This window comes from Spirochaetota bacterium (assembly GCA_004297825.1).
Taxonomy (GTDB): Bacteria; Spirochaetota; UBA4802; order UBA4802; family UBA5368; genus FW300-bin19.
In genome coordinates, this window is the sequence record SCSX01000033.1 from 122988 (window position 1) to 142835 (window position 19848).

Sequence of the window (19848 nt, forward strand, 5' to 3'; positions counted from 1 at the left end):
TTATGTCTTAATAGCGTAATGGAAATATTTTTCATACGGTGCAAGAGTGGAAAAAGGGGGGTTGATACAAATTAATATATTAAATCATAAAATTTGTTGACTATTCGTAGCGCAACGCATCTATGGGCTTGAGCTTCGAGGCCTTGCTGGCCGGGTAGTACCCGAAAAAGATGCCCACCGCGCAGGAGAAAAGGAACGCCACCAGCACCGAGAACGTGGAGAACAGGAACTCCCAGCCCACGCCAAGGGCGATCGCGTAGTATACGCCCAACCCGATGAGAATGCCCACGATTCCCCCGCCCGAGCTCAGGGTCACCGCCTCGATCAGGAATTGAACCAGGATGTCGCGCTTCTTGGCCCCGATCGCCATCCGTATCCCTATCTCCCTGGTGCGCTCGCTCACCGACACCAGCATGATATTCATGATGCCGATGCCGCCCACCACGAGGGAAATCGAGGCTATCCCCGCGAGGAGCATGGCAAGCGTCTGGGAGATGTACTCCGCCATCTGGAGCTGCTCCTTGCTCGTCGTGATGGTGAAGTCGTCGGGCACCCCCGCCGCGAGTCCCCTGTCCGTGCGGATAAAGCTGCGCACCTCGTTTTCCGTTTTTTCCACCATGCGCTCATTGAAGCTGGCGATGAATATCTCGTTGAAATCGTTCCTTCCCACGATTTTTACGGACGCGGTAGTATACGGCATTACCAGTACGTTATCCTGGTCCCTTCCGGAGAATGCCTGGCCTTGTTCCGCCAGGCAGCCGATCACCTGAAACGGAATATTATTGACCTGGATGACCTTGCCTATCGGGTTGACAGCCCCGAAAAGCTCCACACGGACCGTGTTGCCTATGACCACCACCTTTTCACGAGAGAGTATCTCGATGTCGGTAAAATATCTGCCGAGCAGGAGCGGCCATTCCTTAATCCTGAAAAAGTCGTTATTCACGCCCCGGATGCGGCTTTGCAGAAGCACGCCCTGGTACTTGGTGTTCACGATCGCGCGCCCGACCATGGGAGAGATGTATTTGATGGAAGAAACGGCGCGCTTGATATCATCTATATCCTTTACGGTGAAACTCTTCTTCTTGCTTTCGAGCCCCATCGCGTTGGAGCCGTACGTGAATATCTTTTCCCGGACGGCCACGCGGGCGCTGTTCCCGATGCCCACCATCATTATCACCGAAGCGACGCCGATAATGACGCCAAGGCTCGTGAGCGCCGAACGCATCTTGTTCCGGCTCAGGGAGCGGACGGCCGTATGCATAAGGTTCTGGAAATTCATGAACGCCTCTTTCCCGTTTTGGCGGCGACCCTGGTCTTCGGTATCGGCGCATCGTCGATTATGTGGCCGTCCCTGAATACGATCTTGCGATCGGTAAAGGCCGCGACATCCGGCTCGTGGGTCACCAGGATAATCGTGATTCCCGTTTCACGGTTAAGCCGCGTGAATATGCCCATCACCTCGTCCGAATTCCTCGTATCCAGGTTGCCGGTGGGCTCGTCGGCGAGTATGATGGCGGGGTCGTTAATCAACGAGCGCGCGATCGCGACGCGCTGCTGCTCGCCGCCGGACAGCCGATTGGGATGATGGTGTTCCCTGCCCTGGAGACCCACCAGGCCGAGCAATTCATTCGCCTTGCGCTTCATCTCGCGGGGCTGCATGTCGTGGCGGTACATCATGGGAAGCTCCACGTTTTCCAGCGCCGATGTTCGGGAGAGCAGGTTGAATCCCTGGAAGACGAACCCTATCTTGAGATTGCGGATCTCCGCCTTCTGATCGTCGTCAAGCGCCATGCCATTGACGCCGTCAAGGATGTACGTGCCGGAGGTGTGCGTGTCGAGGAAGCCGATTATATTCATGAGCGTCGATTTTCCGGAACCGGAGGCGCCCATGATCGCGACGAATTCACCGCGCTCGACCGTAAGCGAAATTCCCCGCAGTGCCTTGACGCTCACCTCCTCGCTCAGCTGGTAGGTCTTTACCAGGTCGCGGATTTCTATGACCTTGTCGCGCATGCCGTCCCTTATATCTTGTCCTTGACCTTGAGCTTTTTGTCCATCCTGATCAGGACCTCGTCGCCTTCCTTAAGCTGGCCGGATTCGATCTCTGTAAAGCTGTCTCCCACAAGCCCCGGCTTGACCTCGACGCGCTTTATCGGTGAAGCTTCCATGGCCGCGCCCTGCTTTTTCCAGAGATACTTTTTACCGGGTTCGCCTTCCGAGCCGGCAGGATTCACTACGAAGGCCTGGTTGGCGACCCTGTACACGTTTTTTTTCTGCGCGACGATGACCACCGCCGTCGCCGTCATTCCCGGTTTGAGTTTGAGATCGTTATTATCGCAGTTCACCACTGCCTGGTAGACAACCAAGCCTCCCACCGTTATGGGACTGAATCGAACCTGGTCGATTTTTCCCTCGAAGGTGTCGTTGGGATATGCGCTTACGGTAAACGTAACCTTCTGGCCTTTCTGTATCTTCCCGATGTCGGATTCATCCACATTGATAGTGAGACTCATCTTCCGCAAGTCCGCGGCGACCACGAAGAGTTTCTTACTCACCGTCACCACGTCCATCGGCCGTATATCGACCGAGATCACGGTTCCCTCCGTGGGAGAGAGGATGGTAGTGTTCCCCTTGTTGCTCATCACGATATCATATTCAATCTGAAACTGCTGGAGGGCGGCCTGGATCTTCTTGAAATTGAGCTCGGCCTGCTCCAGGTCCTTCTGCGAGATGAGGTTTTCGCCAAAAAGCCTTTTCCTGGTGGCCAGGTCCATCTGCGCGCCCTCAAGGTCAAGGCGCGCCCTCTCCAATTGCGCCGCGACCCTCATCCCCTGCTGGTCGAGCTCCGATGAGTCGATGGTCGCGAGCAGCTGGTATTTCCCCACTCTCTGGTTATAATCGGTGAGCACCTGGCTCACCACCCCATTGATTTTAGAAAGCACCATTATGGAATTCACCACGTCAAGGGTCCCCGTAACCGAGATGGACTTGAGCACCTCGCCCTTCGAGACGGTATCATACTGGTAGACCATGTCACCGGTCCCGCTACAAGATCGGGTCAGGATGAATACCAGCACGCAGATGCCGAGCACGATTATTCCAAGCATGACGCGCCGGCGGGCAAGATTTTTCAGCGAATCGATTATTTGCATAATTGCTCCTCTTTCACGCCCACGGAATTGGCCAGCCTCGCCAATGCGATGAGATAGTCATAGCGGGCCTTATAGGAATACAGGTCCGCATTGATAAGGGAGGACTCGGCATCCTGCAGGTCCAGCTGCGAGCCCAGACCGTTTTCATAACTCTTCGTGGCGAGCTTAACATGGTTTTCGGCGTTTACCTTCATGAGCTTCGCAAGTTCCACCTGTCTCTTCAGCTCCGCCATGGATTGTATGAAATTTTGTATCAGCGCCCTGTTCGTTACCGTTACCTGACGCTCGGCATAAAAGGTCTTGCGGTAGTCCGCCTTGGCCGAATCGATCCGTCCGCTTATCAGGCCCCCGGAGTATAGGGGCATCCTGGCCTGGAGCGCAACGTGAAAAGTAGGCTTCCATTTATCCGGCCCCAGGTTGTCCTGGATGCCCCCTTGTCCCTGCAAGTTCCGGTTTTCCATGCCGAACGCGGTAACCACGTCTACGGACGGATTTCTGTTCGCCTTCTCAGCGTCGATATTTATTTTCTGGATCGTGCGGTTGAGCCGCGCAATCCGTATTTCCGGATACTCGTCTTCGGCGATATCGTACAACTGGTCCAGCGTGAATCGTAATTCAGGGAGCGAATCCACCGGGATGGGGACTACCGTGAAATCCTCCCCGGGGACGCCTATTGCGGTCAAGAGCTCCGTGCGCGCAAAGCTTTCAAGGTTGATCGCACGCTCGTAATCGAGGTTGGCGTTCGCCAGGTCCACCTCCGCTTTCGTGACGTCGAGTATGGGACGCTGGCCGTTTCGAAAGAGCATCCGGGTCTTATCGAGCTTCGTGCCGTACTTCCCCCGCAGATCATCCTTGAGGGCCACGGACTGGCGCGCGAAAAGGAAGTCGTAATAGGCAACCTTCACGTTCAGCAGTACCTTTGATTTTATACGCAACTGGTTTATCTGCGCCAGCGAAATGCCCAGGCGGGCCATCATCTGTTTTTCGCCCTTCGTGGCGTCATAAATATTGTACGCGGCCGTTGCGCCCGCGAATAACCCTATGCTGGTATCCTTGCCCGGAACATTGAAATTGCCGGTGGACTTGCCGGTTTTCAGGATTTCCACGGTTTTCACTTCACCGTTCACGATAACGCTGTTCGGCGCCTTTGACACGCCATAGCTCGCTTCCGCCTTTTTCGATTCCTCCAGGGAAATCCGGATCTCGGGATGGTTTTCCATGGCCATTGCGATGCATTCTTCGAGCGAAACCTGGCGCTCCTGGGCATTCGCGGTAAGGCCGGTCATGACGCAAAAAAGAAGCGCGCAGATACAATTACGTATGTTCATCGAATTACCTGTTTATCAAGGCTCTTGCTGCAGGTACAAGAATATCATGAGATCATTCACACGACAGGCCTGTCAATCATATAAGGTGGCCCCGCATTAATATTTGATCTCCCCCTCCGGGCGCGTTTCGGCCTTTGCGCCGATACGGGAACTGCCCCGGACATCTTCCGAACGAAATGGCTGAGTAGCACATGCCCCGCCGTATCCGGAGAGTCGGGTCGTGCCGGGTCTTTTTCGAACGCCATCTAAAAAAAACATTGACACTGCCCTGCGTTCGCTTATGAAGGTTTAATTCAAGGCTGCTGGCGTAGCTCAATCGGTAGAGCAGCTGATTTGTAATCAGCTTGTTGGGGGTTCAATTCCTCTCGCCAGCTATCGCGAGGTGAGGTTCCCGAGCGGCCAAAGGGATCAGACTGTAAATCTGACGGCGATGCCTTCGATGGTTCGAATCCATCCCTCACCAAAAAAGCTACCTGTTCAGGTAGCTTTTCGTTTTTATCCTGGATAAACCGTCAGCCCGCTATCTGGTTCAGTTCCCCCAGCATCTTGCTGATCTCCCCGTCCTGAAGCCCGTGAGCACGCGCCCCCTGCTCGATGGTTTCGTATATCCCGATATGGCACCCGATGCAATGCAACCCATAGCCGGCGAGAACCCCCCCAGCCTGTGGAAACGCCTTTATAAGTTCTCCGAACGTCATAGCGCCGGTTATCTTGTCCTGCATTCTCCGCTCCTCCACTCTATAATTGGATAAATATAAAACATCGGTGCCCGATCGTCCAGATTTTTTTCCGATATTTGGCGCCCCGGTCGAAAAATCGGGTTGAACATCCTTCGAAAGGAGATAATCAGGATAGAGATCAGGATCGCCAGGAGGAGAAACATGGTTACCGCTCAGGACCGCGCGCGCTACGCGCGCCAGATGATTATCCCCGGGTGGGGCGAGGCAGCACAGGAAAAGCTTGCACGCGCCACGGTGTTCATTGCAGGCTGCGGCGGGCTGGGAAGCCCCGTGTCCTTATATCTCGCGGCCGCGGGGGTGGGGACGATCATCGTCTGTGATTCCGATTCAGTCGAGATCACCAATCTAAACCGCCAGCTCCTTCACGATTTTTCGCGTATCGGAACCCCTAAATCCGATTCAGCGTTTAAAACGCTTTCGGCGCTCAATGCGGAGATCAGCATCGTTCCGGTCAGGGAAAAAATCACGAAGAAAAACGCCGCATCGCTTATACGCGGCGCCGGGCTCATCATGGACTGCCTCGATAATTTCGAAACACGCCACATACTTAATTTGGTTTCAGTGCGCGAGGGAATACCGCTTGTCCACGCGGGGATCGAGGGCATGCAGGGCCAAGTGACGTTCCTCCAGCCGCCCCTCACCCCCTGCCTTGCCTGTTTCCAGCCCGAAAGCCCCGGCAAAAAAGCGGTGCCGGTTCTGGGCGCCACCGCGGGCATACTCGGCTCCCTGCAGGCCCTTGAGGCGATAAAATATATTACCGGGCTGGGGACGACCCTGGCCAACCGTCTGCTGTTCTGGGACGGTGCGGAGATCCGCTGGGCTTCGATCTCAATTTCGAGGAACCCCAAATGCAAGGTGTGCCGGTCCATTCACCCCTGAGCTGCCGAATGAAACGGAAATATTTAAATCCGGGGTTGGGGACCGATATTGACTCGCAGTCATTCCACGCGTATCGCCGTTAAAAATCCGCCTGCATCACGGAATTTCGGCGTCCCGCCCCCAAGGAAATGCATTGAAAAAATCACGGAGAATCCTGCACGGCCGATAAACGGGAAACGATCCCGAACAGGGACCGTTTCCCGGAAAAAGGCGCCTTACATGCGCGCCCTGACTGACCGAAAACCCGGGCAGCCTTAGAGCCGCTCGATGAGGACAGCCGCCCCCATCCCTCCGCCGACACACAGGGTTGCGATACCATACGTCTTATTCCTGCGCGCGAGCTCGTTGATGAGCGAGATCACGAGGCGTGCGCCCGTGCACCCCACCGGGTGTCCCAGCGCGATACCCGATCCGTTCACGTTGACCTTAGTCCGGTCCAGTCCCAGTCCCTTCTCGACGGACAGGTACTGGGCGGCGAACGCCTCGTTACACTCGATGAGATCGATGTCGGAAAGCTTTTTTCCCGTTTTCTTGAGAAGTTTCTGAATGGCGGGCACCGGGCCGTAACCCATCAGGTGCGGTTCAACCCCTGCGATGGCGTTCCCCGCTATCCTCGCGAGCGGCTTGGCCCCCAGTTCCTTGGCCTTAGCAATCGAGGTAACGACCATTGCCGCGGCGCCGTCATTCAATCCCGACGAATTTCCGGCCGTGACGGTACCCGTCTTTTTGAAGACCGGCTTGAGCGCAGCGAGACTCTCCCTGGTGATGTCGCGGCGTGCGTGTTCATCGGTGGTGAACATCTTGGGCTCACCCTTGCGCTGGGGGATGGGAACCGGGATGATCTCGTCCTTGAATCTGCCGCCGTCTATCGCGGCGATCGCCTTCTGGTGGCTCTCGAACGCGACCTGGTCCTGCTCATCGCGGGTTATCGAGTACTTCTCCGCGAGGTTTTCCGCCGTCTGTCCCATGATAAATGCCTCACCAAGCAGGCCGCTGCCCGAATGAAGGAGCTCCCACATCGTGTCAGTCATTTCCGCATGCTGGAGCCGTGCGCCCCAGCGGGCCTTCTTTAAAACATAGGGGGCATTGCTCATCGATTCCACACCGCCCGCGAGCACGATCTCCGAGTCGCCACACTTGATCTGCTGCGAGGCAAAAATGAGCGCCTGCATCCCAGAGGCGCATTGCCGCTGGATCGTGGTCGCCGGCACCTCCATGGGTATTCCGGCCTTGAGCGCGGCCGTACGCGCCGTGTTCGCTTCATCCGAGGTCTGGATACAATCGCCGAATATAACGTCGTCCAACGCGCCGCCCGCAACCCCTGCGCGCTTAAGGGCCTCATTCATAACCAGCGCCGCAAGCTGGAACGCGCGCACGTCCCTGAGGGTCTGCCCAAAGCTTCCGATGGGCGTTCTGCATCCCGATATAATGACTACTTCCCGCGAATCCATAATGAAGGTTCCTCCTGCTTGTTTTTGCCCACCTTAGGAAATGAGTGCTGATTTTCAACAATAAATTTTAGACATTGTAAGGCATAACGCAAACGGCACCTATCGGTGCCGTTTGTTTCGAATGTTTAGCCCTTAGTCAGGCAGTTATGCCTATTTTGCTTCTTTCGCCTTCAGCCTGTTCTGCGCAACCGCGAGCTTCGCAAGCGGAATCGAATACGGCGAACATGATACGTAATTAAGCCCGGCCCGCATGCAGAACTCGATATTCTCGGGATCGGCGCCGTGCTCCCCGCAAAGGCCCATTTTCAAATTGGGCCTGCTGAGTCTGCCGCGCATCGCGGCAATCTCAATGAGTTCCTTCACCTGGTCGCCCAGCACCTTGAACGGATTGTTCTTCACGAGATCGTACAGTGTATAGCTCGGGAAGAATGAATTGACGTCGTCGCGCGAAAGGCCGTACGTCGTCTGTGTAAGGTCGTTCGTCCCGAAGCTGAAGAACTCCGCGTACTGGGCGATTGAACCCGCACCCAAGGCCGCTGCCGGAAGCTCGATCATGGTTCCCACGCTGTATTCGAGCTCGCTCATGCCGTATTCATCAAGTACCTCGTCCCGGATATCACGTATCCCCTTGACAACCTTGCCCTCGATCTTCTTTCCGTTCTTGATGAACTTAAGCTCGGTCTCCGTCATCACGATAGGTATCATGATTTCCGGATGGACATTGATGCCTTCCTTCTTGAGCATGAGGGCCGCCTCGAAAATCGCGCGGCACTGCATTTCGTATATCTCCGGATAGGTGATGGCCACGCGGCATCCCCGGTGTCCCAGCATGGGATTCATCTCGGAAAGCTCTTCGCAGCGGGCCTTTATTTCGGCCGGCTTCATCCCCTTGTTCCGTGTCTGCATGTACTTAATGAACTCGGCCATGCTGGCTTCTGTCCGCGGCAGGAACTCGTGGAGCGGGGCATCAAGCAGCCTGATGGTCACCGGGAAACCCACCATTATTTTGAAGAGATCGTAGAAATCCCCCCGCTGCATGGGTTTTAACTGCTCCAGGACCTTGCGGCGCTCGGCCTCGTCGTCGGCCAGGATCATCTCGCGAAACTTCATGATTCGCTTTTCATGGAAGAACATATGCTCGGTGCGGCACAACCCGATCCCCGCGGCATTGAATTCGCGCGCCACCTTGGCATCGCGCCCCAGGTCGGCATTGGCACGAACGTTGAAGTCGTCTATAAAGTGCTCAACGATACTCAGGAAATCGAGCAGCCCGTTCTCCTTGAAATTGGGTTCAATGAGACCGACCTTGCCCAGGTACAGGGTGGGCGCCTCATAGTAAGGCACATTGATCGATACATAATCACCCTCGTTCACCGTCTTTCCCGCCAGGGTGAACGCCGTCCCCCTGATCTTCATCTCCGGCTGGACCATCGCGACCTTGCCCAGGCTGCGCGCCACGACGGGCGCATGTGAGGAGAATCCGCCCTCCGAGGTGATGACGCCGCGCGCCACTTCTATCGCCTTGACGTCCTCCGCGTAGGAAGAGAGCATGACCAGGATCATGTTCGTGTCGCCGCCGTGCATGACGGCGCGCCTGTATTCTTCGAGAAGCTTGGGCGTCGAGAAGAACACACGCCCGATAGCCGCACCCGTGGATCCGGCGATGCCGCCTTTTATGCTTTTGATCCCGGCTATGGTACGCGGATCTATGACGGGATGCAGCAGCTCGTTCAACTGGTTGGGATTGATTTTACTGACAAGGTAATCCTCGGTGATGCTTTTACGCTTGCACAGGTCGAGGAGTGTTTTGATATGGGACTGAGTCGACTTCTCGTCCACATCGCGTTGTTCTACCAGCCAGAAGTCCCCTTCCTCGATGGTGAACTTGATCTCGCGGATCTCTTTGAAGTTTTCTTCCACCTTCTTGCCAATATCGGCGAGCTTATCGAAATACTTTTTATCTATCTTCGATATTTCCTTCGGTTTGGCGCGATCGATATCGAACTCGTTCTGCAGATAGCTTCCCTGGATGACCGGTTCACCCATGATGATATTTCGTGTGAAGTAGTTTCCGGAATAAGAATTCTCCCCGTAATTGCCGTACACCATCACCTGGACCATGATCGAGAGCGAATTATCGACGTCTATTTCCGAATCGCAGTACTTGGCCGCCGCGCCCTTGAGAATGAGGCTCAACTGGTCGTACACATCCTCGCTGAATTTATCGCCCAGGAACTTTTTATAATCATCGACGACTTTTTTCAGCTCCGCCGCCTTCGGCTTTACGAGTTTTCCTTCGATCTTATCAAAATCAGCGGCGGGGATGCCATGGATCTTCGTTCCCGCACTGCGCAGCATGAACCGGTATTCCCCGAACGCGAAATCCCGCCCGGTGGACACCCCGAACCCCTCGACCGTCTTGTCATTCAAGCCGATATTGTGAATCGAAGGGAAATTCGGAACATTCAAATCGGAGCTGAGTACCACTTTAAGTAGGAGCGGCTTCTTGGGGTCGCCGAATATTTTCTTGGTTTCCTTGTTTAAGCGCTCGATGTGGGGTTTCAGGATTTCCTTCAGATTGATCTTCGGAAGCTTCTGCGTCAGCTCCGAATCAATGATAAATCCCGGGGCTATGGGAAGCCCCATGACGGCGAGCTCCACGGCGCGCTTGCCCCGTATGCCGCATCTCTTCTTCAGCTTATCGTCGACATCTTTGAGATCCTTATTAAAATAAATTATGTTTTCCATTACCTGCCGTACCCCCTGTGTGTGAATAGATTTTCTTCAGGAATCCTTCCCCAAACTCCTAGAAAAGGTTTAAAACCTTGCCCACGTCGAGTTTCAGAAACTGCTCATACCGGGGACTCGCGCCTTCGTACAGATACTTCTGCAGTTTCGAAACCCCGCGGATATTTTCGCCGGCGACCTGGAAGAAAATCGGATCCCCGTGTTTTACCTTGCCCCACTTGAACAGGGTGTTGATGTCGTTGATGATTTCATTATCGTAGAAGATGAGCACATCCAGTTCAGGGAATGATGTCGTGAAGCTCTCGATGATCTTCTTCCATGCCTCGACGTTCCCGTTGTGGAAAAGCTCGTTCGAAACCTGCACCGAGTACTTGGGCGTCATGTTCTTCTTCGCAACGTCGGCCGCCGCCTGCGCCGGACTTTGCACCGGCGCCTGTGCCGGCCTGGGCGCTTCAACCTTGGGCGCGACGGTCGTATCGATGAACTCCTTGTTGATGAACACGTCTTTGCCGGCCAGCATCTCTTCCACTGCCTTTATCACCTCGGCCTCGATCTTTTTGCTTTTCTCGGCCTTGCGATGGCTTGCATAAATCACCACCAGTTGATCCTTGGTGAGCTCCCTTGCCCGGTCCCAACTGGCAGCCCTCTTGGGATTTATGAGCACTATCTCGCCCCCCGGATTATAGTAGACCAGAAGTATTTCAACTGCGGTCCACTTTGCGGTCTCTCCCGCGATTTTGCTGAAATCGGTTATAGTCACCTGGACGTTGCATGAATCGTATGAATAGCCGTATTTATCCCTGATGACCGCGCCCACGATTGGCAGGACCTGATCCTTCACCATTTCCTTGGCATCCATCTGAGCATTGATCACATCCGCCAGGTTCTTTTTGGCCTCCAACTCGTCGACGATTTCGTTGACCTTGAAGAAATGATTGAGTGCCTTATTGAAATTGCTTCTCGTCGCCAGCGTATAAAAGGCGTTTTCCATAGCTTGAACTCCTTTATTATGTACTTAAACGACAGCCAGACCCGCGCGCCGATGCGCTCGAGTCTCCTTAATCCCTCAAGTATTTTTAGATTCTCTGAGAATTAATTGCAAGCATTTTGTGATTCCCCGGACAATAAACTGAATGTCATTCACAACAAAAAAGGGCTGCATCCTTGCGGATACAGCCCCTTGTTAATCTTATATTAAACAGATTCTACAGCTCTTTCAGTCCCGAAGCCCGGCCTTTCGGCTTGGATTTGGGGGAAAGATCAACAGATCCTTTGACCTCTGATTCGGCAGACGCGCCTTCCCCGGCGGAATATGCCATTTCAAAGATATTTTCCTTCACTTCCGTTTCGCCGAAGGTCTGGGTGATGTCCGCCCGCACCGTCGAACGACGCCGCTTGAATGATGCGAAGGCCGCATCGGCGAAGCCCTTCGAGATACCATACAGGAACTCGTTCAGCACGTTTGCCATACCCTTGAGCATGTACTGTTTCCTCTTGATCGTGGTGATGTCGAGGTCGAGTACCAGACCCGGCTGGATGTGGTGAGGATTGATCTTGTAGGTGAATTCATGGAATCTCTTTTCAACGAAGTTGACCCTTTCGTCGAGAATAACGCGCTCAATCGGGTTCTGATAGCCATGCATCTTCTGAAGCATGTCTCTCAAATACTTCATTTTATTCTTGAGATTGACCACGCGATCTTCGTAGGTGCGATTGTTCTTTTCAACAAACGAGTTTTCGTTATACAACTCGCCTATCTCGTTCCAAAGCACCGTGTTGGGATCGGACTCCTCTTCCTTCTTCTGGCGCCTCCAGTCCTTGCTCATGAGGCGGTTGGCCAGATCGTCGAAATCCTTGAGGGAACGGAAACGCTTCTTTGATTCGTAATGCGCATGCACGACGTCCCAGGTACGAAGCACTTCACGGGTGAAGGCCTCCATCTGGCGGTCGTACTCCTTCTTTTCTTCACGGAGCTGGTTCTGGTCGTAGAAGGCCAGCCGAATCGCATAGCGTTCATCGGGAAGAATCATTTTGTCCATATCCTCATACTCACGGATCTGGCACACGCGGGCGTTCTTCATGTTGTCGCACACCTGATAGCCAAGCTTACTGGTGTCGAGAATGGACGTAAGCGCGTTGACCGCCGTGTTGTATCCGCGGTTACGGATATTCTCGGCGTCTATGATAAACTTGATATTTTCGCGGATATTTAACGGATCGTATTCCTCGACGTCGATCTCGGCGCGGAGCCCCTCGATCTTGTCCAGGAACTTCTTCGCCAGGATGGTATACCTTCTGGATTTCTCGTCTTCCTTGTCGTCGTCCGTAAAATGCTCGATCCTCTTGATCTTCTCGAACATGATCTCGGCGCCGGTGAGTTCGCTCTTCCCCTGGTCGATCATCTCTTCCTTGAGCGCCTGTATCTGGCGGTCGATCAGTTCCTGAACGTGCTTCTGGATGGCATCTTTAAGGAGTGATTCCACCGTCACCTGGTAGTGGTAGAGGGGGCTGACGAGTTCGCTGTCGAGGATGTTAATCGAGAGCTTCACATCATAGACATACTTGGGGCGCAGGTTGTTGTCTTTGAAGACGCACTTGATGATAGCGTAGGCGTTTTCACCGCGGACGAACGCGCCCACGTCGGTCTTCTGACGGAGAATCGAGTTGGTCTCATTCTCGAGATCGTTCATGCCGCGCTGTATGTGTCCCATCAGGTGTCCATACATGTTCACCATCGATTTTTCAATTTCACCGGTGTTGAACTTGTCGGCGCCACCAATCTTGTCAAGGAGGTCCACCAGCTCCCTGGGGGTGTAGCGCGCGAGGCCCTTGGACTCTTCGCGGTCAACGAAATCGCGAACCTTCTTGATGAACTCATCTTCCATGGACACGGTGTAGCGATTGAACATGTTGACATAAGTCTGGTTGATGTAGTTGTAAAGCTTTTCCTTGATGCCCCCCATAACTTCGAGTTTGGAAAGAACATCCTCGGGCAGCTTCTGCAATACGTGGTTCATCACCTTGTCTGCGGTTTCCTCAAGGATAACCTTCGATTCGGCAATTTTATCACGCCCTTCCTGGACGACCGAATTCCTCGATCCAACGGCACTCGGCTCGGTAGGGTGGACCTTGTTAGGGCTCTTGGGAAATTGAGCGACTGTCATATAATAACCTCCTTATCGTACACGTACTTTCGTTCTGAAATCCCTAAGCGTAGTTGTCATATAAAAGCAAATAATTACATTTTTCCGCTTATGGCCAGCTTAAATTAAAAAATTTAGAATTAAATGTACCGTCAAAAGCCCGCATGTCAAGGCTTTATTTTTTGACCGGGGAAATTTTTTATCCCCGGTCAAAAGCCCCGGTCATGGCGTTATGATACCGTATAACGGAACGAATAATTCGCTACCTTAAACACGTCCCCGTCGTTCAAGGGGCTGCCCGGTTCGCCTTTTACACGGGCAAGCTCCGCATCTTTCCCCGCTTCGGCATAGACATGAATCGCATTCTTGTCCCGCTTCGCGAAGAGCTTGAACGGATCGTGAACCTGCAACTCGTGAATGGTAAGCGCGATTCCGTGTCCCTTGCCGACAAGAATCACCTTTGCCGCGTGCCTGGTAATATCGAAACTCTTCACATAGGGGTCCATCATGGTGTGGTCCCAGTACTCCAGGTGGCCGGTAACCTTGACACCCGACATACGCCGATACGTCAGGAAGGCCGCGAGAAGCACTACCAGCCCAATCAATGCGTAGAAGAGCGGGCTCTGCCAGAAACTCCTGCGGGCTTCGACGGCCTTGTCCATGTCCTTCATGAGGTCTTTTTCAAGCGCCTTCTGTACCTCTCCGCTTGCATCGACCACAGTGGTATTGCCGCCTATATCCTGCTGCAGCTTGGCGAATTTCGGATTGTTTTTAAGCTCGCCCAGGTTTACCAGGTAAATGAACCAGTCCTTGTCGGTGGCCCCGACATCCTTGATGGTGAGCGTGTCTCCACGAAAGCCCGGAGGAGGATCGTCTACACCGTCCGTGAGCACGACTATCACTGTGTTCCTGGATTTGTCCTTTTCTTCGAGCTCCCTGGCGGTCTTGAACACCGATACCAGCATGGCCTGCGTGTAGGTCCACTGTCCCTTGGCCTCTACCATGGTGATGTACTTTTTCAAGATGTCCTTGGCGTCCTTGCTCTGCAGGCTTACGGTTGGCCAGGTTTTGACCTCCGAGTCAAAGGTGACGAACGTGAGACTGTCTCCCTCGTTCAATTGCCCGATAAACTCCTCAAGGCTCTTTTTTACCATGGGCATGATATTGTTCCCGCCCTGGCCCACCATGCTGAGCGAGGTGTCCAGAACCAGAATCACATCTTTCCGCTCTTTCGCCGACACCTCCCCTGCTGCCGCCAGCGAACAAAGCAGAAGTATGACTCCCACGATGCCTTTCCATTTCGCAGTTTTCACGCTTCCGTGCTCCTATGTTTTGATTTACCACCAAATAAAATAGTACCGGAAATTAAGTCAATGTCAAGAATATTTGTCCGGTCTTGGGGTCAAAGCGGGGCGGCCCGGTCAGTATTCGTTGTATTTCTCGGTACGCTTAACGTAGGCCCTGAGATCCAGTTCCGTGTTCTTTTCAACGTCGAGGTATTCATTCATGAGGATGAAAAACCACATGAGCGTGTCCCGGCCGGTCTCGAGCGCGATAAAGCTCCTCTTTTCCCGCCAGTCCTTGATGACAAGTCCCTTGCCGAGCACCATAAGGATATCGAACTCGAAGTCGTAATCCACGCTGTGGGACATGTAATAATCGAGCAGGGCCTTCTTCATATCGGGCAGGGGTATATCCGTCCCCTGGGCGATCACGAAGGCGGGTACCAGGTTTTTATCCGATTCGGTCTCGGTATACCGGTTGACCTTCTTGGCCTGGATCACCCGTCCAAGCACCATTTTCAGGTTATCGTGATTGAGCGGGGGTGCGATGATGCAGGATGCGTATACCAGCTCCGAGGGTACAAAACCTCCCATGAGCGATTCCATGTCCCTGCAAAGCTCCTTATAAACGACAAAATCGATCCCTTCGGGGGCATAGCCGCTCTGGTCGATCATGCGCAGGGCCCCCGCTTTCAGGCGGGAAGGAATTATACCCTCGATCGCATGTAGTATCTCCGCGGGAGAGGGTTGCCTGGCGGCTGGTGATTTCACCTGCCGGGCGGTTTTTCCCTTTGCCGCGGGCGCCTTCTTACCGGAAGGCGCTTTTACGAGCTTTTGCTCCAGTTCCTCGAAATACTTGCTAAACATACCCCTCCAGTCTTATAGCTCGGCGACGTTCTCCAGCTCGAGCCTGTTGCCGTTCCGGTCATCCAGATATTTTCCCGCTACTTCCTCATCCTCGAGCGGTTTGTCAACCCTCTTTTCCCCCGGCTTTATCGCCCTTTTTTCATCGTCGGCGTCGGGAAGTTTTTTCTCTTCGATGCGGTACAGGAGCTCCTTGGTGCTCATGTTCTTCCATTCGCGGGCGGTCACGGCATACTGTCCGGTCGGGTAGTTGCGCAGGTAGGCCTGGAATTCCCGTGCGGCGAGATCGAAGCGCTTGCTCATGAAATACGCGTACCCTTTCTTTATCTGCGCGTCCTGGTCCTTGTGATAGTAACCGTTGGCGAGAACACGGTTGAAATAATCGATGGCCGTATCGAACTTGCGCACCGCGAAGTAGCTTTCCCCCGTCCAATACAGCGCGTTTTCGGTGAAATTGCTTTCGGGGAAATCCCGCATGAAGCGGCTGAAATAGGATACCGCGGAATCGTAGTCCCCCCTTCGGAATGAACTTAGACCGGTTGAATACAACTGGTTGCGGAAGGATTCGCGCACGTCTCCCGTATACTGGCTCACGGGTCCGTAATATTTCAGGAAATACTCATAGGTATCGAACGCGTCATTGGCAGCTCCCAACCTGCTGTATGCCCTCGCCTTGCCCACGATCGCGTCCTCGTTGCTGCCGTGTTCGGTGAGTGAGAGGTCGAACATGCGTTTCGAACGCCGGTAATCGCCCAGTTTCAGGTACGTATGCCCGAGTTCCGAATAGATGCGGCTGCGCATCTCGTTGTTGAAGTTCTGATCAAGAAGGCTCAGGAGCTGATGCACCCCTTCCTCGGAATACTGCTTGAGCACATTGATGCGCGCAAGCCTGATAAGCACTTCCTTCCTGGTGTCCTCGGTGAGATACTTGCTGTTATTCTTGATGATATAGGAGTACTTGAGATACGCGAGCCGATTGAGCCCGATCTTTTCATACGCCATCCCTATCTGGTAAAAGGTCTCGGGGATGACCCGGGAACCGGGATACTTGACGATAACCTTTGTCAGCAGGTTGATGGCCTGGTTGACCGATTCCTTGTCGCCGCGCTGGGATATTTCCTGCGCCTCGGCGAGCATTTCCCCCGCCTCCCGCTCCGGCCTCACACTGTAATCATAATAGATAAAAAGCCCGATGCCGAGCAGAACCAGCACTGTACCAAGGATCGTCGTTTTCACCTTCATTGCGTATCTCCTATCCAAATAGACTCGCCCGCGACGGGCGATTTGCAAGAACATTTTGAATCAAATCATTGCGACGCATCCGGCGGCAGAGCCGCCGGATCATTTCACCCGCGAAATAGCCATATCCCGCCAGAAGCGCGCTTCGTCGGGAAAATACCGGGAGACATCCGGATTGACGAGGTACCTGATGGACCTCTCGTATTCCCCGAGCTCGATGTATGACCTGCCTATAAAAAGCCTGGCCTTCGCCGCCTTATAGGGATCCGAGGTCTCGCGCACGAACTGCTTGAGGCGCGCGGCGGTAAACCGATATTCCCCCTTGAAAAAACCAGTCTTCAATATCTCATCGAGCGTATCGGCGGCGGGCTCGGGAACGTTCTTTTGCCTTCTCTCTTCGACGGGCGGAAGTATCTTTTCCGGGACCCTTTTATCGACCCCCTTTTCCTCGACCCGGGTCACGATTTCGGGCTGCTTTTCACCGCGGGGCACGATCGTTATCGGCATGATGGTGCAGTTTACGCCTTCCTTCAGGGTATTGTCGATGGTACCGTCTTCCATTCTTACGAGCACCGCGTAATAATAGCCCCCCGGCGGGGGTGTCTCATCGACGTAGAAATTGGTATCCGGTTTTACCGCGCCCAGAAGCACGGCCAGGGCGAGCCTTTGCGGATCCACGACGGGTTTGTCGGAACGGTACACCAGGTATTCGGAAGCTCCCGCGCCGATCCCGTCCCATGTCAGTTTCACGCGGCCCGTATCCTGGGTCGCCGCGCGAAGGCTGGAAACGGTCGCCTGGGACCTGAACCCGATATACACCCCGCCGGTCGTATAACTCTGGTCCGGGATGAGCTGCAGATCCTCATTCCCGGAGATGTCTTTCGTCGTTACCGCGAAGAAATAGGTCCCCGAGCGGGTGATGGTCCGATCGATCCAGCTCTCGCGCTTATCCGGTATCACGGCGATCTTCTCCGCGCTGCGTATCTTGTCGGGTGCGGTGAGCGATTCGTTCCAGCGGTACACGGAGTAGATGATGTCGGGCTTGTCGACGCCCCTCCAGGTGACCATTACCTGCGACTTATTGACCACCTGGGCGTGGATCAGGGTCACCTGGTCGGGTGTAAGGCGCATCGGAACGGGAACAAGCTCCCGTTCGACGATCACCGGCTGGGTGGTGAAATTGACGTCCGGGTAAACGTCGACATTGCGGTTCATCACCCTGTCCTTCGACAGGACCACGTAGTAATATTCTCCCGGCTGAAGGTTCGAGTCGATGACGGTCGTATCGGCCCCCGGGGCCACCACTTTTATCGAGATGGCCGCGAGCGCCTTGTCCCGGGTATCCGGCACCGTGGAGGAACGTCCCACGATGAATTCTTCCGTAGCGTCGGGGTCGGCCTCCCAGCTGATCCGGATAGCCCCCTTGATATTGGGTATGAGCTGGGCCCTTATGCTCGTGACGATCTGTGGAGGAAATTCGCGGCGCTGCTTCTTCTCGGCTTCCTTTATCTCCAGGGGTGTCTTGGGGGTCGTTTCCTCGTCCAGGAGAAACTTGGCATGCGCCTGGCCGCCATAGAGGAGTCCCAATGCCAGTATGGCATAGAATAACAGCCGGTTTCTTTTTGTAAAAGCGGGCATTCGCATCCTGGCTCTGAGCAGAGATAGTACTCGGTATTATTTTCGGCCTCTGGACCCTCCGTCTTGACCATTATTTCCCAACCAGGCGGGGCTCGTGGCCCGGTCCCGGGCGCCTCCTGAGGTCCTTTTCGCTGCCCCGATTAAAATAACATTGACAAATAAGGACCTCGTATGTATCAACCGTGATATGATCACATGTAGTAGTACCGCGCGTGAGCATGAAAATCACGCCACGACACTTGCAAAGCAGATGGGGGATAAATCTCTTCTATGGTTGAGGAGACGGGATCGGACAAGGGGTATCTTATTATCAGGCGCACGGAAAAAGGAAAATCGGTTTTCGCGCGCAAACAATTCGCCCAGGGCGAGTACATCGTAGCGTTCAGGGGCAAGCGCTATACCAGGGAAGAATACAAAGAAAAGCTCAATCCACGCAACAACCACTTTTTACAGGTGGGACAGGATGTGTTCCTGGGGCCCACCCGCACCGCGGACAACTACGTTAATCATTCCTGCGACCCGAATTGCGGCCTGCGGATTGAGAATGACCGCGTGAACCTCTATTCCATTCGGGAAATCCGGGAGGGGGAAGAGATCACGTTCGATTATTCCACGTCCATGGATGAGGACTACTGGGAGATGGATTGCAATTGCGGGAGTGCCCTGTGCCGGAGGCGCGTACGTGACTTCAAGTACCTGCCGGCCGACGTGCGGGACAGGTATGTGCGATTGGGAATCGTTCCCGACTTCATCAGGGCTTCCTGCGCCGGCAAGGCATAGGACGCGATGGAACCACTTCGCGAAGGCCGCGTACCGACTATCCGGGAATGCGACGCCCTCATCGCGCGATACCGCATGCTTCCGAATATTCTGGGGCATTCAAGGCAGGTTATGCGGGTCTCGCTGGCAATCGCGGACAATCTCAAGGAAGGAATCGCCGTCGATCGCGCGCTGGTGGCCGCGTCCGCGCTGCTCCATGACATCACCAAGACCCGCTCGATCGAGACCCGGGAGCGGCACGACGAGACCGGGGCGGCCCTGCTGCGGGAGCTCGGGTTCCCGCGGGTGGCGGCGATCGTGGAACAGCACGTGGTCTTCCAGGGCTTCGATCCCGGCGGGCGCGTCGAGGAGCGGGAAATCGTGTATTACGCCGACAAGCGCGTGATGCACGAGAATATCGTTACTATTGAAGAGCGTGTACGCGACCTCGTGGAGCGCTACGGAAAGACCCAGGAAATAGTCGAGCTCATCACGAGCAACAGGGAGATGGTCCTCCGCCTGGAGGCGAAACTGGAGGGCGCGATGCGCGTCTCTATGGACGAGGCTATCGGCACAGCACCTGCCGTTGTTCCGGGCGCCCCGGATTATCCGTAAAATCCC

Annotated in this window: 16 protein-coding genes and 2 tRNA genes; 5 read left to right on the top strand and 13 right to left on the bottom strand. The window is 54.4% G+C overall.

What is annotated here, in order from left to right:
- Positions 1–100 precede the first annotated feature (100 nt).
- Genes EPN93_06635 through EPN93_06650 form a run of 4 tightly spaced genes read right to left on the bottom strand, consistent with a single transcriptional unit; the run spans position 101 to position 4483 of the window.
- A complete protein-coding gene (locus EPN93_06635; GenBank protein TAL37097.1) occupies positions 101–1282 on the bottom strand; it encodes an FtsX-like permease family protein in 1182 nt (393 codons plus the stop codon).
- Positions 1279–2016: an ABC transporter ATP-binding protein gene (locus EPN93_06640; protein TAL37098.1), complete on the bottom strand. Its 738-nt coding sequence runs from the start codon at positions 2014–2016 to the stop codon at positions 1279–1281. The genes EPN93_06635 and EPN93_06640 overlap by 4 nt, the downstream gene beginning before the upstream one ends.
- An 8-nt stretch (positions 2017–2024) precedes the next feature.
- A complete protein-coding gene (locus EPN93_06645) occupies positions 2025–3155 on the bottom strand; it encodes an efflux RND transporter periplasmic adaptor subunit (protein ID TAL37099.1) in 1131 nt (376 codons plus the stop codon).
- The gene (locus tag EPN93_06650) at positions 3146–4483 is read right to left on the bottom strand and encodes a TolC family protein (GenBank protein TAL37100.1); all 1338 of its coding nucleotides are present in this window, start codon (positions 4481–4483) and stop codon (positions 3146–3148) included. Before EPN93_06650 ends, EPN93_06645 begins: the two co-directional genes overlap by 10 nt.
- Before the next feature lie 301 nt (positions 4484–4784).
- Between EPN93_06650 and EPN93_06655 the strand changes: the two genes are divergently transcribed.
- Together EPN93_06655 and EPN93_06660 are read left to right on the top strand one after the other, a co-directional pair.
- Positions 4785–4857 (top strand) — tRNA-Thr (locus EPN93_06655).
- Between the two features lie 7 nt (positions 4858–4864).
- Positions 4865–4946 (top strand) — tRNA-Tyr (locus EPN93_06660).
- A 49-nt stretch (positions 4947–4995) separates the two neighbouring features.
- Here the strand turns inward: EPN93_06660 and EPN93_06665 are convergent.
- A complete protein-coding gene (locus EPN93_06665) occupies positions 4996–5205 on the bottom strand; it encodes a DUF1858 domain-containing protein (GenBank protein ID TAL37101.1) in 210 nt (69 codons plus the stop codon).
- Positions 5206–5364: 159 nt separating this feature from the next.
- On the opposite strand from EPN93_06665, the gene EPN93_06670 reads away from it, so the two are divergent.
- On the top strand, positions 5365–6102 hold the full coding sequence (locus EPN93_06670) for a HesA/MoeB/ThiF family protein (GenBank protein TAL37142.1): 738 nt from the start codon (positions 5365–5367) through the stop codon (positions 6100–6102).
- A 254-nt stretch (positions 6103–6356) separates the two neighbouring features.
- Here the strand turns inward: EPN93_06670 and EPN93_06675 are convergent, their stop codons facing one another.
- The 8 genes from EPN93_06675 to EPN93_06710 all read right to left on the bottom strand — a co-directional run bounded on the left by EPN93_06675 (position 6357) and on the right by EPN93_06710 (position 18468).
- On the bottom strand, positions 6357–7553 hold the full coding sequence (locus tag EPN93_06675) for an acetyl-CoA C-acetyltransferase (GenBank protein ID TAL37102.1): 1197 nt from the start codon (positions 7551–7553) through the stop codon (positions 6357–6359).
- Between the two features lie 150 nt (positions 7554–7703).
- The gene (locus EPN93_06680; GenBank protein TAL37103.1) at positions 7704–10301 is read right to left on the bottom strand and encodes a pyruvate, phosphate dikinase; all 2598 of its coding nucleotides are present in this window, start codon (positions 10299–10301) and stop codon (positions 7704–7706) included.
- A 58-nt stretch (positions 10302–10359) separates the two neighbouring features.
- Entirely contained in the window at positions 10360–11292 is a 933-nt protein-coding gene (locus EPN93_06685; protein ID TAL37104.1) for a hypothetical protein, read from the bottom strand.
- A 214-nt stretch (positions 11293–11506) separates the two neighbouring features.
- Positions 11507–13465 carry a cytochrome C oxidase subunit II gene (locus EPN93_06690; protein TAL37105.1) on the bottom strand — a complete coding sequence of 653 codons (1959 nt, stop codon included), beginning with the start codon at positions 13463–13465 and terminating at the stop codon, positions 11507–11509.
- Between the two features lie 209 nt (positions 13466–13674).
- A complete protein-coding gene (locus EPN93_06695) occupies positions 13675–14757 on the bottom strand; it encodes a VWA domain-containing protein (protein TAL37106.1) in 1083 nt (360 codons plus the stop codon).
- A gap of 108 nt (positions 14758–14865) precedes the next feature.
- Positions 14866–15594, bottom strand: coding sequence for a hypothetical protein (locus EPN93_06700; protein ID TAL37107.1), 729 nt, complete (start codon positions 15592–15594; stop codon positions 14866–14868).
- Between the two features lie 12 nt (positions 15595–15606).
- The gene (locus EPN93_06705) at positions 15607–16887 is read right to left on the bottom strand and encodes a tetratricopeptide repeat protein (GenBank protein ID TAL37108.1); all 1281 of its coding nucleotides are present in this window, start codon (positions 16885–16887) and stop codon (positions 15607–15609) included.
- A gap of 45 nt (positions 16888–16932) precedes the next feature.
- Complete coding sequence (locus EPN93_06710) at positions 16933–18468, bottom strand: hypothetical protein (protein TAL37109.1); 1536 nt, start codon at positions 18466–18468, stop codon at positions 16933–16935.
- Positions 18469–18738: 270 nt separating this feature from the next.
- On the opposite strand from EPN93_06710, the gene EPN93_06715 reads away from it, so the two are divergent.
- Both EPN93_06715 and EPN93_06720 read left to right on the top strand, forming a co-directional pair.
- Positions 18739–19248, top strand: coding sequence for an SET domain-containing protein (locus EPN93_06715; GenBank protein ID TAL37110.1), 510 nt, complete (start codon positions 18739–18741; stop codon positions 19246–19248).
- Positions 19249–19254: 6 nt separating this feature from the next.
- Positions 19255–19842: an HDIG domain-containing protein gene (locus EPN93_06720; protein TAL37111.1), complete on the top strand. Its 588-nt coding sequence runs from the start codon at positions 19255–19257 to the stop codon at positions 19840–19842.
- The last annotated feature ends 6 nt before the right edge of the window (positions 19843–19848 follow it).